This is a genomic window from Paenibacillus sp. 32352 (genome assembly GCF_002042965.1).
Lineage (GTDB): Bacteria > Bacillota > Bacilli > Paenibacillales > NBRC-103111 > Paenibacillus_S > Paenibacillus_S vulneris.
Genome location: NZ_MZNT01000009.1, coordinates 95,193 through 111,859, shown reverse-complemented (window position 1 = coordinate 111,859; position 16,667 = coordinate 95,193). Strand labels below are relative to the sequence as shown.

Sequence of the window (16,667 nt, the reverse complement as noted above, 5' to 3'; positions counted from 1 at the left end):
GGTAAAAATCCGAAGAGCTACCGGCGAAAGTCATTTTGACTTAAGCCGGTAGCTTTCGTTTATGGATTGCTTGTGATCCATGAATCAAGCCTTACCGCAATGGCGGCCGCTTGCGCCCTTGTCAGCTCGTCCTGCGGATTCACTCTGCTGTTGTCTCCCTCAATAATGCCATTCTTGATGCAGATGGCTGCCGGTATTCTTGCCCACTCAGGGACGCTTGCCGCGTCTGAGAAGGTGCTGAGCAGCTGATCGGCCTCCTCCTTGGAGATCTCGTCGGCTAACCCAAGCGCTTTAAGCAATCTACCCGCCATGGTCATCGCTTCGATTCTTGTCAACGTTGCCTGTGGCGCGAAGGTGCCGTCGGCAAAGCCGTTCACGATGCCCATTTGAGCAGCTACCGACACGCTGCGTTCATACCAGTCTCCCGAATTTACATCCGTGAACGAAGCTTGACCGTTCTTATTCATCATCCCCGCTGCACGCAGCAGGATCGTCGGATATTCAGCCCGGGTAATATGGCTTTCCGGATCAAACTGGTCCTTGTCTTTCCCCAATACGAACAGCTTCGCAGCCGCATGGCTGATGCTGTCCTTGCCCCAGTAGCCGTCCTCTACATCAGAGAATGTTTTTTCGTTTCGGATAAAGGCGATATTTCCGTTCCCGGTCAATTGCACATCGACATAAGACCCATTGCCGCTATGATTCAGCTTCCAAGGCAGCGGTGTCCAAGCTCCCTCCGGATTTTTCAGCATAACCGCTGTAAGGTGGCTCGAGTCGATGGAACCCGGTACCGGTACGCGAAGCGGTACGTAGTTGCTCCAATTGGACGCCGGAATATTCGTCTTAATGGAAACGCCTTGTCCTGCTCCCAGTAAGGTCGAATCCAGACTGTCCGCTATGCTGCCCAGTTCTCCCAGCTCGTAGCTTTCGTTCTGGAATATATGGACCTCCAGGTTTCCTTTCAGATCCTGCAATTGGTTAGGCGTTAAGGTCAACCGCGCCAAAGGAACATCGATGACAAGATTCCGCTGCTTGCTTACCGCATGCTGTACCACCGCCGGATCTACCCGGAACGTATAGCCCCTCACGGTATTATCCAAAGAGGTGATCACGATGTCTCCGCTGCCTGCAGTATCCACATTTGCCGCCGTAATGTCGGCAACCAAAACATTATCCTGCTTCTCGGCATTCATGCGCTGCTGATTAATGGTAATTTCCGAGGTTTCCGTTGGCGTTGGAATTCCTCCGAAACCACCGCCACCTCCGGCACCGCCGCCTCCTTTGGACTGCCATACATTGGCGGACAGTCTGCCTGTTGAAGCTACGGCCAGCTTGCCCGTGGAGGTTCTTTTGGCAATGACAACGTCATTTCCGGCTTCTGCATTTATGATTCCGTTTGCAGGCAGGATACTCCAGCTGCTGATATCCTGATTCAGCTTCGGAAGCACTGCGCTTGTTCTGGCAAACACCTTGTACGCCAGCTGATAGCCGAGCATTTCACCAGCATCGGTTACCGTTACTTTCGTTCTGCTGCTATCGTTGCTCAAAGCCGAGGTGGCCGCCATGATGGTTCCCAGCTCTGTCGGTGCTGGAACCTCTACCGCAGCCGCAGCCATAGCCTGCAAGGTAACCCCTTCTGCGACCTCATAGCTTGCCTGAACCAAACTTGCTCCTCTCGATTGCGCTGTGATCGTTCCATCGTCTTTCAGATCGACCGCGTCGCCTGACAGGACCGAATAGCTGACATGCCCTGGAACGGCTACCTCTTTGAACTTCGGCTTGCCTTGAGCGTCCTTGCCATCGGACACACGCAGGAAGGCTTCCAGCTTCTGGCTGTCTCCGCGCTTCATGACCGGCACTTGATGAATGACGAGCCCTGCCGGAACTTCATAACGATCATTCGTCACCGATACAACAGCCGTATTCTCGTTGCCGGCTCCATCGACCGCCTTGACGGTAAGCTCAGCCGTCGGACCGTTGGATTCTACAGCCACCTCACCGGAGAATTGGCCGTCGTCCTGCACTTTCAGAACGGTTTCTTTCCCGTTTCCGCTCACCTTCAGAACGGCATCATTCGAGCTTCTGCCAGAGAATACAATCTTGCCGTCCTTCGTTCTGGCACCTGTTAACGGCTTGTCCAGATACAATACAGGAGCAAGGGTATCCACGGTCAGATACAGCATCTTCACCTTGCTGTCTTTGGTTTTCGTATTTGTGGTGAGCAGCTCAATAGCATAAGTTCCATCCGTCGTAAGCGGCTGCTTCAGCTCAAGCACACCGTGGCTTCCGCTGCCATCATTGTCGAGATGAACCTGGCCAATCGATTGGTTGTCGTAGAAGGCCTCTACGGCAACATCCGGCTGATTCGAGAACAGCTCGATACTTTGCTGTTTCACATTGTTGGTCAGCCAATCGATTTTCGGCTGAGGCTTCTGCAGCAGCTCCTTGCTTGGTTGAAGCTCCGGCTTCACAGGCACCGGAAGCAGCGTATTGGCGCTATCTACCCGGTTCGCATAATGGTAGTTTTCATTTTTATCCAGCTCCTTGGAAGGCTTGACGACAGACGACACGCCTATCGTATACTCCTGGCCAACCTGCAATCCGACATACTTCACTTCAGCCGGATCTACGGGCTTGGCGTCCAGGCTCTTCGGATCCGTCTTGGCTTCCGATGTCGTGGTAGGGGTCCAGCCGCCGAGCATAATGCCTTCGTATTTGCCTGTTGCAGGATTCCAATGGTTTGCAAGCTCTTTTTCCGTGAACATGAGCTCACCGAAATTGTTGTAAGGCTTCAGCTTGCCTCCCTGCTCCTGCATGGCATTAATAACATAGCTGTGTTCGAAATTGTTCAACTCGTCCTTCTTTGCAGCCGGTTTGAAGGATAGACTGAAATACCCGTCCCCTGCCGGCTCTATCGTTACGTCACTAACGGCCTGCGGAGCTAGACGATCGATGATCTCGAATTGCTCTGCCGAGGTTTTGGTACCGAAGGTGGATTCGGATTTGAGCTCGGCACGCAAATAATAATTGCCCTGCTGCAAAAGCCCGGTAATATCTTGTATATCCTCTTCGCCACCGTTTTCGTTCAGGGATACTTTAGTAACGTCAATCACTTTATGGCCGTCGGCAGCCGGAACATTTTTGGCAATCAGAATGCCCGGATCCCCTGGTTCAAGCACATCTTCCCCGTTTGCAAGCTTCGTAGTAGCAGCACTTACCGTATCCTTGGTCAAATACAGATTGACCGTATCTTCCTTCTTGGCATTGGCGACTGTCCAGCTTGCCGTGAATTTGTTCTTGTCGCCGGCATCCTTGGTCAAGCTGACGTTTTGCAGCTGAGGCAGAGTAGGCACATTCAGCAATCGGCTCTGTACCGCCGCCTCGGAGGTAAGGGTCCATGTACCGCCATTCGCTACGCGATCCTGCGGAACTATGATGTACGCCTTCCAATGATCCGCTTTATCTCCGTGCTTGGCGTCGGCCTTGATATGCTGTGTAAAGGCTGTCGCTTGCGGATTCGTATTTTTCTCATCAAAAATGATCGGGTAAGGCTGACCAGCCGCATCCTTCAACGTCAGGTTCGGCAGATCCTTATCATATTCCACTTCAATGATCGCGTTGCCGGATACGTCATTCATCGGAATTTCATGAATACGTCCGCTGTTTTTCACTTTGATGCCGCCGATACCGATATTCATGGCACCGTTATCCAGCACTTTAACACCCTTATCTACATCGCGGTATACGATCTCATGAGTTTCCTTTTCCGATTCTACCCAAGAGGTTGCGACTGTCTTGACCCCTTGCCCGATAACGAGCAGACGCGGACCGCGTTCCGGATCGTCGATCAGCAAATGAGTAAACCCGTCAGGAAGCTGATCGCTGGAGGTTCCGAATTCAACCCCGCCGCCCCAGTAATAAGTAATTCCTAGGGAAATGAACAGGATGCCTACGCTTCCCCATACCTTGTCGTTGTTCACCCCGAAAAATACGCTGGATAACGGCATACCGCCGACAACCGGCACTTCTTCAGGAATTTGTATCTTCGCTCCGATATAGCCTTCAAAGTCCGTCCGGTGCTTCTCCAGATTTTGTCCGACGAACACCCCGACTCTACCTACGATGACATTCCAGCCGCCAATATCGACCTCGGCCTGCATTCTTACGAACCATGGGGTTACCCATTGTGCTTCGATCAGCGCTTGGGTCAGCATTTTGATTAATTCTTTATCCTCAGGATCACTTTTTGGAGAATAATCGAGCTTCCCTTGGAGCGCGATTCCCGTCCGCTTCAGTGTCAGATCGATATCGCCAAAGAAGTACGCAGGAGCAATACCGAACCGCAAGCTGACGCCGGCCTCAATGACAAGCGGGAACGGATCATCCTTGGTTCCCCCGGCAATCGTATCTGCCAGCTCACGGACCGCTCCGCGTATTCCGGTCAAATAAGTTGCTCCGGTAATCAGCACTCCCGGATTTTTCAGCGAAGCACTGAAGCCAAGCACATCCGGCAAAATCCGTCCGTCATCCACTTTCTTGAACGCGATTTCGACCCCGATTTCCGTCATGCTTTTCAATTGGGCATCGAATTTTAATCCGTAAGTATTGGAAATGCCGTCAACCGGCTGCACATAGTGAACAATGTCGATCTCACCGCTCGGCTTCTTAGGACCTTCCGGATCTTCCTTTGCGTCTTTCTTATCCTTGTTCTTTGGTTCGAATAACCCTAACTCTTCATTCAAATCAAATTTCAGTCCGGCTTCAATCCCGACAAAGCCTTTCTCGTTAAATTGGACATTGCGAACTTCAGCGTTCAGCACCTTAAGCGAGATGGTTCCTCCGAAGGAGACGCCGCCGGGTCTAAGAATAAAATCGTTAAACGATAACCCAAAGCCGGAAAAAGTAAAGTTCGGCACGGCGAACAAGCTGTGCTTGTTGAAGTAGACCAGCTCGATCATTACCTGACGCAGCGGATTCGCTTTGTCTCCCAGCGCACCTGAAGCCCATTTTAAGGAGCCGTTTAAGCTGTCGTCCTCTTCATTTCCTTTTTTCTCGGGATATTCCGCTTGCGGAATGGTATACCCTTCACCTAATGTTTTCTCAAAACCGTTGAAGAAATCGAGCGTCCATTCTCCTTTATGGAAAACAAATCCGCTGTTCGCTACACTAAGCGTTCCGTCCCCCTTCACAAAGAGCGTGTCGAAGAATGGCATGCTGTCATAGCCGTTCATCCGCTGTTTGGCACCGAAAATATCCAGCTTGCCACGGGCAAACACCATATCCTTACCCCGATAAGCAACGGCCCCGTTAATAATCGCCGGCTCGGTCTTCGTATCGACAACAACCTGGCGATCGTTACCGGTGCCCGCCTGCTTGATCATCCCGCGGATGTCTACCAGCTTCTCCCGAGCTTCATCCGCGAAAAATTCATCCATTTCCTCTTCCGACTCAAACATTTGGTAATTGTAAGCAGGAACTTCCTTCAGCTTTTCATCGTCCAAGAACGCCGCCAAATCGAATTCCGGATCCAATGCCTTGCTTGCTGTACCGAAAAACGCCTTGGTTTGCTTGTACACCGTTACAGCGCTGTACAAATCCTCTCCCTTTTTAAACGGCTCTCCCGGAAAAGCTTCATTGATCTGTTCCAGCAGCTTACCGTTCAACGAAGGCGTCACATGGCTTAAATCGACCTTCTGCTTGTACACGGCCATCAGCTTCGCCTCACGGACACGGTTGATCTCGTTATCCGTTACGGCAAAGGTTTGGGAGGTCGTGATGTCATACATCGCAGCGATTTCCGGATCGCCCCCGGTATCGCCTTTATAATCAATTTCTACCTGGTATTCACCCAAAGGCAGCTCAGGCCCAAGTCCTGCTTGGATCACTTTTCCCTTGTTATCTACCAAGTCTCCGCCACGATACGTAATGCGCATATCTCCGGAGAACCCGTCATCAGTCGGTTGGATAATGACTGAGCTTTTGACCGGAACCTTATAACGCTTGCCTGTCACCTTCTCCTTAAGGAAGAGGTCAAAGTTCGGCTCACTGGTCTCATTCCCTGTATTGTAGGCATCGATATTGGAAATATTGGCCGTAATGTATTTTACATCGGTGCTGTACACTTCTTTAGGAGACAGACCGTATGCATACGTTGGTACGGCATTGCCGATAGCCGGCAATAAAATAAAGTTGGACTTACTCGATTCATATTGGGCTTTAATCCCTTCGTCCGTCTGCCCTTCGAGCTTGACCTGTGTTTCCGGACTTCTCGCCGTCAGCAAATACTGCTTGGTTGTCGGCCAAGGTCTTCCCTTCGCCTGTATTTTAAAGGATGCGGTAACGGTCTCACCCGGCTTGTATTTCGGAATAATGCCCTTCTCCGCTTCCTCCGGCGTAGCCGTTTTTCTAAACTCCAGCTTCTTGTTTCGAACGGGCTCCGTCAGAGCTTTGCCATTCGCGTCGCGCATAATGTTGCCGGACTCATCCAGCTTGACGAAGCTGAGTCCGGAATCCAAGGTCAGCTCGACCTCGATTTTGGACTGCTCCATGTTGTACATAGCGAGATTTTCTACTTCGGCATACATATCAAATATGCCCTCGTTGGCATAATTGCTGTTGTCGCTTAGAGTAGCCAGCTGCTGCGGGGTATCGAGATAACGAATGGAGAATACTTTATCCGGTTCGATAATTTCCCCTAAGCCGTACACCGTTTCAAACGTTTGTATCGCATTGTTCGCAAGTGATTTCGGATTCCAATAGAAAGCAACGGCCGAATCCTTCGTTCCGTAATCGTTCGTATCTCTCGTAAAATCAAGATTAGGGTTCGGCGTATAGTCCCATTTGGTATTCGCCAGACCGTTCCAATGACCAACGATCATTTCATCGACGATGTTAATATTTTTTTCAGCAAAGTTATTGAAGCCATAAGCCATGACGTTGGTAGCCTGCGGATTCGTCGGATCCAGCTTATCCCGCATCACCCAATAAGGCGGCAATTTATATAACGGTCTGTCCTCCTCCGTAATCGCCGGGTCATTCTCCGGATCGTGAACAAGCTTTCTCTCGACCAATAGAGGCGCCTTGGACGCGGTTCCAATCTGGAACTCAGGACCGTCATTCCCTCCTACCATCGTGTCCAGCAATATCCGGGAGCCAAGCTCTACCTGAGCGCCGCTTCGGTTGATGACCTCATAGCGGATGTTCACATTGCCTGCGTTTTTCTTATCCGAGCTGTCGCTATAGAGCATCAGGATCTGTTTGATTTCTACACCCTTGATCCGCCAAATCGTTTCGATCTGTTTGGTGCCATCGGTGTTCTCAACAACTCGAGGGGGAGTTACCTCTGAGAAAAAATTAGCCCCAAACTTGTACGGATTTCCGAAAATATAATCGGTTCCATCAATCCGAAACGTCGTAAAGGAAGTTTCCGGATCATCGCCACGGAACAGCATGTTGACGTTATCGTCCTTTTTGCGAATCGGCTGTCCGGCTACCGTTCTTATGCCATACCGTCCGGTACCATTATCGACTGTAATTTTAATGAAGTCATTTTGCAGCACCGTCACTTTGGGAGCACTAAGCTCAGCCGCAAGAACGGACGCAACCTGGGCATTCGAGCCCATGATGAAAATGAGTGCGAATAATAAGACAAGCGTCCTTTTGAGAAGCTTCAATTCAACTGCCTCCTATCTTTAACCCGTAAATGCCATCTTTTTAACAAGGACAAGGGCGCCCTTGGCAAGAGGCCCTTGATCCTATCTGTTTTGACGATTAATCTTTCTTGCCGATAAAGAAGGTTGAATATTCACGTTCCCGCTCCTGGTTTCTCACAATGATCGTGTACCAGCCTGTTTCAGGGAAGGTGACCTTAAACTTGCCGTTCACCAAGTCGCTGTACGAAATTTTGCTGGCGATGTACTTCATTTGCCCTTCCCTGTACAGACCCGGCTGATACATCAGATCGTAAGTACCCCATTCGTTAACCTGCTGCTGCCCGTTGACTTCCATGATGTTGTACTTCGAGATGTTGAAGGTCAGCGTATTTTTATCGAACAAGGCCGATTCTCCGCTGGAGGCGGAAATAAGTACATCATCGGCGAAGATGAGCATGCCGTCGCTCGAGACCACAGTCACGTCTTGATAAGCTACCGAAGTATTGCCTACCTGATCCTCGGCGGTGTAAGTCACGCGCTGGCGTCCAAGCTTGGACAGATCCAGTCCGCTGATCGTAACCTTGATGTCTTGTGTGGCGGACACATTGTCGCTTACGGTATATCCACCCAAATCTCTGGTCACATCGAAGTCTTGTTTATTTTGCGTAATGCCGACCGACGACATATTGAGCTTGATCTCCGGCGGAGTGTTATCCAAGCCTTTGATTGTTACAGGAACTTTCCTCGTATTCCCGAGAAGGTCCGTCAGGGCGACCAGGGTCGATCCATCCGCTGAGAACGTACGCGAGTAGCTGTACGATCCGTCCGCATCGCTGATTTGATTCGTATACTGGCCATTTACTTGAATTGGCGTCGTTCCTGCAAATACTTTATTGACCTTATGCTCCTGCTGTCCGGTCAGCGTTACCTTCATTTTGCCCTTGGCATATGGCTGTCCGTTTATCGTTACGATTTTGCTGTCCGGCAAGGCATTGCCGTCTTCATCGACAAAGGTATACGTTATCGCAGCCGGTGTCGGAGCCGTGGAGATGATATTGTTTACCTCGCCCTTCACCACAGTCGTATTGCCGTACTGGTCGGAGACCGTAAACGAAGCGGTGCCGTTGTCGAGCAGCATCACACTATCCTTGCCATCCACGTAGAAGATTTGCTTGTTTTTGTCATTGTCATCTTTTTCTACCGTTAAGGTGACTCCGTTGGAGTACAGCACTTTGCCGTTATCGTCCACAATCGTTCCGAATGTCTTGCTGCCATTCTCACCGTAAGCATAAGAACTCACGACTCTTACTTTCGGCGTGCTTTTATCGATATTACTGACGGTTGCTACGGCTTCGCCTTCATTCCCCGCCTCGTCTTTAAACTTAAATGCGAATGTGCCGTTTTCATTAAAAGTGTAGGTCGAGCGGCCCTCAGGGGCAGTAACCGTAACCGGTTCGGATAATCCGGTCAGCTGAACCGTTACATTCCCGTTCGTTTGCGTTGTCGTCAAATATTCAACCGTGCCTTTCGGTTCAATCGTATCCACATTTTTAACCACAGCATACAGGGTCGCTTTTCTGGACGCATCGGCGTTGTCCGTCAGATCAAAGGAATACAGTCCGTTTTGACTGACATGGAACGTATTGCCGGTACGTACCGGTGTTGAAGGATTCACTGCCGAAGGCACGACTTTGATCCCCAGCGGAGCTGCGATATCAATATCTACTCCTGTTTGTACGTTGACTGGCCTCTCGGTGCTTAAGGTCGCTAAGGCATAGACCGGCATCTGTTTGGATATGCTGCCCGCATCAAGACTCTTGGGTTCACCGACAACTCCCGTAGGCGTTCTGTATTTCACTTGAATATGCAAATCGCTGGTTTTGTTCGTAGGCACCTTAAGTGCAACAAAGTTCGTATAAGGACGCCATCTGAGCCAATTAGCCCCATTGTCGGGAGATACGGAGAAATCGTAACCGCCTTTATCTACCGATTCTTCAGCCAATCCGAGCTTCACAATAGCCGTATAGCCGTCTTCTTCATCGCCGTACAAGTAGATCAGGTCGGATGTCACATCGGCAGGAGGCTTGTCGGCACCCTCAGACTTCGATACAACAAACACTCCGGACGTTTTTGCAATGACGCTGTTGTTCGCCCCATCGGTAGCCCATACATACAGACGGAAGCTTTTTTGCTCCCCTGGCTGAAGCACAGCATTGCTAATTTCAACTTGCCCACCTTCCGGCAAATCGGACCATCCTGGGGACGCTTCGTTAGGAGCTGGAAGCTGATCGTCGATCCATTGATATTTCTTTTGCAGCCCTATATTGCTCATGCGATCATTCACCGTTGCGGTTACCGATTGCTTATCTTGCGGATAACTGACACCGGTCTTGCTGAAAGTAACCGTTGGAGGCTCGTTATCGAAAGCGTATTGCTTGGAAAAATAATACGTTTTCTCAAAACCGCCGTCATTGACCTTGATCAAAATATGAATGTACGGCTTACCATTTAGAGACGTATCGGCAGGTACCGTATAGATACGCTCTCCATTACTCCCGTTGTTATAACTGGCAAAGGCTTTAAATGAAGCTTCTCCCGGGCGCAGCTGGCTGGAAGTAACCGCGTAACCCGCATACGTTGCATAAATAAGATTGTTCACAGATAACAGGGCTTTCCCCTGGTAGGTCGATTGCGTTACAGTTCCCGAGTACGTCGTTTGTGTCACTGTTCTTGTATAAGTCGTTTGGGTGACGGTTCCCGGGTACGTTGCGGATGTCACCGACATCAGCGATAGAGGTCCCTGACTGTTAAGCCCCATGAGCTTAAATTGCACATCGTGGCTTTTTACATAGACCTCCATATTGGAGTCAGGCTCAAAGCGGCCGCTGATTTGATCGGAGGAGTTGACTGTAATCTTCTGGCTGTCAAACATCCGTTCGTTGCCAGCCTTATCACGCGTTTTCACTTTCAGAACATACTCTCCATCTTCAACAACCTCGTTTTGAGTTGTTACTATAGCTTGGTTTCCTGCAAGAGGCATCCATGCCGCTTCTTCTATTGAGTTGGATTCTTTGACCCATTGGTAGAAGCTGCTGTCTACGCCGCTGTGCTCATCCGTGATGCTGAGCTTCATTTGAACCGCAGCCGTATTGTCTCCGCTGATTTCTTCGACAGCAACCGTCGGTGCCTTATTGTCGATCTTGATGGTTCCTACGCTATGTACCCAGTTGGAATCGTCTTGTTTAAAGTCGTCTAATGGCCAAACCTCCAGGTTGCCGTAGTCGCCCACTTGGGCTAAGGCTTTATTGTCAGCATAAAAGATTTTATCTGCTTCAGAGCCCGGAGCCTCTGCTTTCCACGCTTCGTATTGCTCAGGGTGACTCTCAACATACTTCTGTTTTTTCTGGTATTGCATCAGTTCCCTGGCTGAATCCCAGGTCATATCGGCAGTCCAAGTATGCAAGTACCATTCGCCGCTTTTCTCCTCAGCCAATGCCTCGGACGGTACAGCGATCAGGTTTGTTTTGTTGTTAGCGACGTTAAGCTTGATATCCTTTTGTAGTCCTTCAGTATACAAATCTTCCCCAGGCTGCTTGGCCTTGAGAGAGTATCTCTTAAGCGCTGCAAAATGATCCGCTTCTTTGCCTGCAAAAGGATCGTTCGGGCTTTGACTCCACATGTAGTAGACCAGCCCTACAGCAGGTGCAGACGATCCCGTCATATTGGAAGGACGGTAAATCCCTCTGCTTGGTCTAATCTCTCCCGGTTGGTTAGGATCCAGCGGTGGCACGATCAAAGGTGGGTCGTTAGCGTCAATCGTGACCTTGCCTGATTTCTGATAAATCTTGTCGGTAGCTCCGCCCGCTTCATACCGGTAGCTGACCTCCGGATTCGTATTATCGATGGACAGCTGAGCCCAGTCTATTTTGGAATTGACCTTCGAGGCGTCCTCGCCATCCTCCGGATCGGTGAAGATATCGTCATAGTTAGCTGGCTGAATCAGCATATTGCCTGCATAATCCTGAAGCACGTTAGTATCTTTATTCTGATTGGTCGCAGGATCAATGACCTGATTCTCATGGGTCAAGGCTATGACCTTAAGAAGGGGAGCCTCTATGTCCACACCATCTGGAATTTTCAGTTTGAAGGTCCATTTATCCGTCTTATCACCTGAAACATACTTCGCTCTCATCCCGTTATTCAGAAGCAGGTACGTTTGATCTGCTTTCCACCCCGTTTTTACTTTGGCTTCTTCCGTCAGCTGTACCGTGAAATCAAAGCCGTCGTTCCGGTTCAAGGTGACTCCGGTCAAAATTTCCGGCTGAATCCCGTTGCCTACCTTCGTATATTTAGGCCGTACAGCGTCTACGATGACCCGGAAACCGCCTTCCTTATAATTGAAGGGATCGACATTCGTTCCTGCCTTCAAGTGTTTCTCGCCTACTGTAGTTGCTTGGCTTACTTTACTGAAAGCTGAAAAATCACGGACAACATTCCCCGCTGCATCGGCCAGCCTGGCACCAATGAGCTTTTGCTCCAACGAGGAGTCCATCTCGTAGGTATCGCTATTTGCGGCCTCCTCTGCTTTGGTTCTCGGTATTACCGGTTCCAGAGGAAGGTTGCCGCTATGATGATACTTGGTAGCGGTATATTTATACTCAATGCTTGGACTAAGAGGAACCTTGTCGTAGCTTTGAGAAAAATTGGCTGCGGTATAGTTTGTATTCGTTAAATATTGCTGTTCGCCCGCTGCCGGCAAACCGGTACCTGCCGGATTGACAAACAGCTTATGCTTAAGAAAAAGATCGCTAAACGCCGAACTGACCGACGTTGGTCTTACGGGTTCACTGAAGTTATAGGCGATGCTGATAAATTCATCCTTTTTGGCGTATAACTCACGTTGGCCAATTTTTTCATTTACTTCCGACACGCCACTGCCATTAAAGGTATAATCCTGCAAGACAGGAGCGACTTTGTCACTAAATTTGACGAATACGCCATAGGCTCCAGCCCCTTGTCCTTCTATCCCGACTTTAACAGTGATTACCGTTTCCGGCGTAATAGTCTCCGTCATGTCTCTATAGAAGGTATCTCCGCCATGTGAGCTTCCTGACAATTCTTTATCGTCGATGGTTATCGAAGCTGATGTTACCCTAGTTTTGCACCATGCAAGAACGCAATCAAACTCATTGTAGGCCAGCTTGTTCCAACCAACGAAAGCCTTAGCATGTCCACTCTCTGCAAGAGCACGCAAGGCAGGATTATCTTTAACTCTAATTTCGAATGAATAGAAAGCACCATCATCCCCACTAGTTAGTAGATCACCACCACCGACACTTGCTTGGGTACGTCCTAAAGTTTGAAAGCCCGATAAGTTATTCAAAAAATTCGGAAACACATTATCCGCAGAACACGATATATTCTCAATTCGGGCTACACCAACATACACTGGTACGTCTACCGTTCCACACGGATCGCTCGCCGCCTCTACCTCAGGAACATCCCAGGGCAGCAGCGAAAATAACATGCTCAAGCATAAAATGATTGAGCACCATCGTCTTGCCGTCTTGCTGTTAAGCATTAAAACTAGACCTCCTCAGATAAATAGAATCCTTGATGACTAGGCTATCGTGAACGCCTTTTGTCCGGTATGCCGGAGTCTTAGAGAACTACCCCATCTTGCCTACTAGGACCTTCCTAATGTTTTTTTACATCTTACGACACCAAACCTTAAAGAAACCTTAAAAACTAGTTCTTAAGACTCATAATTTATCGAATGTTGTAACAACCTGTATCCTAAAGATTTATTTAGAAAAAAAATGAACCCCGCAAGACGGTGAGTTGGCTTGTAAGCTTAATCAGCTGCTTCACAAGAAGTCCCTAGGCTTATAAAAAAAGACAACCTTCTCCGATTCGCATCGGTGAAGATTGCCGTCTTGGTGCAGCACATCAAACGATATTTGCTTTTGGAATAGAGTCCCGGATCGCTTCCATCGGAATCAGTACCGTGACCTTAGTGCCTTTTCCCGGTATGCTTTCCATCCGCAATTCGGAATGATATTCATATTGGAGGCGTTTCATAATATTTTTAAGTCCGACTCCCCGGCCAGCCTCCTGATTCTGATCCAGCAGCTGCTCGATCTTCTCGGCTTCCATCCCAACCCCATCATCTTCAACCTGAAAGCAATAATGGTGTTGGGTTTTGTTTGCGGTAATTTTCACTGTGCCTCCCTCGGTTAGTCCGCCGATCCCGTGACGGATTGCATTTTCAACAAGCGGCTGGAGCAGCAGCGGCGGGATGCTGACGCCGTGCATCGTCTCCGATACGTTATATTCAACCCTCAGCCTGTCTTTAAATCGGGCACGCTCAATCTCGACATAAGAACGGATCAAGCTCAGCTCTTGAGAGAAGGTAGTCCGCTTCTGAACATTGCTGAAACGGAAGCTGCCGCGCAAATAATCAGCCAAATCCGTTATTAATTTCCGTGACTTTTCCTCATCCGTATAGCTTAAGGCAATGATCGTATTCAGCACATTGTACAGGAAATGAGGCTTGATCTGGGACTGCAGGAAGGCCACCTCCAGCTCGATTGCCTTTTCAAGCGAATCCTTCATCAGCAGCAAGCCTTTGACCCTCGCCTTCAGCTCCATCGCATCGAACGGTTTCGTCAGAAAGTCATTGGCCCCCGCTTCGAAAGCAGCGAGCTTATCTTGAGGCTGAGACGCGGTCGTCACCATCAACACCGGCATCTCCAGCAGCGTATATTTGCTGCGGATCTTCTGGCATACCTCGAACCCGGACATTCCAGGCATCATCAGATCCAGAATAACCAGATCGACCGTGTTAGGCATATCAAGCTGCTCGACCGCCTCATACCCGTTCTTGACGGCGATGACATTACAGCTCAGCGGCTTAAGCGCATCGATCAAAATTTTCAGATTCGCAATATGATCGTCCACAATGAGAATCGTATGCGGCCCTTCGCTCTCCATATAATAAGGAGTGGAGAAGGATTCCGTCAGCTTGCCGCCCAGTTCACCATGTGCCGGTCTCTCCATCTTGACGCCATCGCTATTTCCGGCAGATGGAAGGCTGAAGGTAAATGTAGTGCCTTCGCCTTTGACAGAAAAAACCGAAATGCGGCCATGCTGCAGCTCAACCAGCTGCTTCACGATAGGTAACCCTAAACCAAAGCTATGACTTCCCGATGATTCAAACGATTGAAAGGGTTCGTAGATAAGCGCGATAGCTTCAGGGTCGATTCCTTCTCCCGTGTCTTTGACTGAAATTTCAATAGTCCCGTCCCGTTCCTCCGCAGATACTTCAATGGTGCCATTTTCCGTATGCTTCACGGCATTATCGAGCAGATTGTTCAATATTTGCCGGAACCGGTTTTCATCCGCGAGCACATTCGGCAAATGCTCCGGAACGTTATTGATTAAGCTTATCTGTTTGCCTGCTATTAGGAAGGAAAAGATCCGCAGGACAATATCCACCGTAGTACGCACATCCACCTTCACAGGCCTGACCGTCAGGTCTCCCTGCCTGAGCCTTGACAGGTCTAGGATATCCAAGACCAGCTGCGACAGCTTCTTGCTGATGCTGTGCACCAGCTCCAGCTTCTCCTTCTGCTCCACTGGCAGAGGCTTGTGCTCATCGCCGATCATCGATTCTGAAATCATGATAATGCTCTGCAAAGGCATTTTAAATTCATGCGAGGTTTTCGACAGAAAGTCATCCTTCAATTTATCTGCTTTAAGCAGCTGCAGGGAAAGCTGCTCGTTCTTCTTGAACGAATTGGAAAATCGAAGCGACATCAGCAAGGCAAGCATCAGCAGTACCAGGAACACCTCGAAGGGAAAGGTGAGATATAACGGTACATTCGTATAAACATTGAAGCTTTGAATCATGGAGTGGTAATTAAAGGATATCGCCGCTACGACCAGATATAAGCTGCCTTCCGCCCGATGAAAAGCGGCCAGCACATACACGTACGTCGCATATAAAAAAGGGGCCGTGGCGTAAAAAGTCGTAAGTACCCTAAGATATTTGCTATTGTTAATATCGACAAGCCCGATTAGCATCAGGCACAATCCGAAGCCTATTCCCACATACACCGTCCACTTGGAGCAAAAGGGGCGAAATGCCGTATACACATACAGCAACAGCGAGATACAAGCGGCGTACACCGAAATCGTCTGCATGCGGATATAGAGGCTGTAGGGGACGTTGTCAAATAACACAAATAGCAGTCTTTCTCCGCGCGTCGATAAGTACACGGTCGTAAATAAGCAGAGAAGGCCAAAGGCAGCCAATGAAAAATCGCTTTTCCGCTGCAGATACATGCCGATAAAATAGATGCCGATAATAAAAAAGCAGCAGATTGAGATTAAATCGTGAGCAAGAGCGGTATCCCGCAGCTTGGAAATCTGCTCCGAATAGCCGAAAAATATAGAATTGGAAATTCCGCTGCTGGTGGCGAAGTCGTAATTGGCGGCTTGGACGATAATTTCATTCCAGCCTGGCTTCAATGTAAAATAGCTTACGTACGGCTTGTTACTCCCGGTGTAGGAGCCTTGGTCCGGTCTGCCTGCCGAGCCAATGACCGCTCCATTGACCAGAATCCGATTGGACATTTGAATGGACAGCGTCTTTAATCCATAGGTTCGACTGGTGTCATCTACACGAATTTGCAGACGGTAAGTAGCCATACCAAACATATCCATCCGGCTTCCCCATGAACCGGGTACGTTGATCAGATCATGTGAAGCATCCGAACTAGGGGCAGAAAGCAGGTCATCATGCCCAAGCAGTCTGCCGGGATAAAATTCCCACTCCCCGTCAAGCGGAACCGCTCCATTTTCGAAAAAGAGCCATCCGCTAAGATCCATACGGCCTCCAGCCGCCACCGGAGTACGTTTCTCGTTCGCCATGAACATATGATATAAAAATCCGTAGCTAACAGCTAACATGATTAGAGTTACCGCCGCTGCGGCCAGTTTTTTTCTCATGCT

Annotated in this window: 3 protein-coding genes; all 3 read right to left on the bottom strand. The window is 49.3% G+C overall.

Going from position 1 to position 16,667, the window contains the following annotated elements; all coding sequences use genetic code 11:
• Nucleotides 1-59: 59 nt before the first annotated feature.
• Nucleotides 60-7,673: an S-layer homology domain-containing protein gene (locus B1728_RS20960; protein WP_079912356.1), complete on the bottom strand. Its 7,614-nt coding sequence runs from the start codon at nucleotides 7,671-7,673 to the stop codon at nucleotides 60-62.
• Between the two features lie 97 nt (nucleotides 7,674-7,770).
• On the bottom strand, nucleotides 7,771-13,233 hold the full coding sequence (locus B1728_RS20955; RefSeq protein ID WP_079912355.1) for an Ig-like domain repeat protein: 5,463 nt from the start codon (nucleotides 13,231-13,233) through the stop codon (nucleotides 7,771-7,773).
• A 368-nt stretch (nucleotides 13,234-13,601) separates the two neighbouring features.
• Nucleotides 13,602-16,664, bottom strand: a complete 3,063-nt coding sequence (locus B1728_RS20950) for a hybrid sensor histidine kinase/response regulator (protein WP_079912354.1) — start codon at nucleotides 16,662-16,664, stop codon at nucleotides 13,602-13,604.
• Nucleotides 16,665-16,667: the final 3 nt, after the last annotated feature.

Excerpts from the sequence above, each read along its gene's own strand:
- B1728_RS20955 (WP_079912355.1), bottom strand. The coding sequence starts at position 13,233 with ATGCTTAACAGCAAGACGGCAAGACGATGGTGCTCAATCATTTTATGC.
- B1728_RS20950 (WP_079912354.1), bottom strand. The coding sequence starts at position 16,664 with ATGAGAAAAAAACTGGCCGCAGCGGCGGTAACTCTAATCATGTTAGCT.